At 45.5% G+C, this 233-nt stretch carries 1 protein-coding gene; it reads right to left on the bottom strand.

Annotation, left to right across the window (positions count from 1 at the left end; all coding sequences use genetic code 11):
- Window positions 1-233, bottom strand: a 233-nt coding sequence (locus AC2FB1_RS11250; protein ID WP_490675292.1) for a hypothetical protein, incomplete at both ends; no start/stop codon positions are given.

The raw sequence follows: 233 nt of genomic DNA on the forward strand, positions 1-233 counted from the left end.
ACATCAGATAGTGCGTCACTAAGCACAAGCGTATCGGATTCAAGCTCAATGAGTACATCAGACAGTGCGTCAGTAAGTACAAGCGTATCGGATTCAAGCTCAATGAGTACATCAGACAGTGCGTCAGTAAGCACAAGCGTATCGGATTCAAGCTCGATGAGTACATCAGACAGTGCGTCAGTAAGCACAAGCGTTTCTGATTCAAGCTCAATGAGTACATCAGACAGTGCATC

The sequence above is a fragment of the Staphylococcus sp. CoH_129_LAB_1 genome (assembly GCF_058191515.1).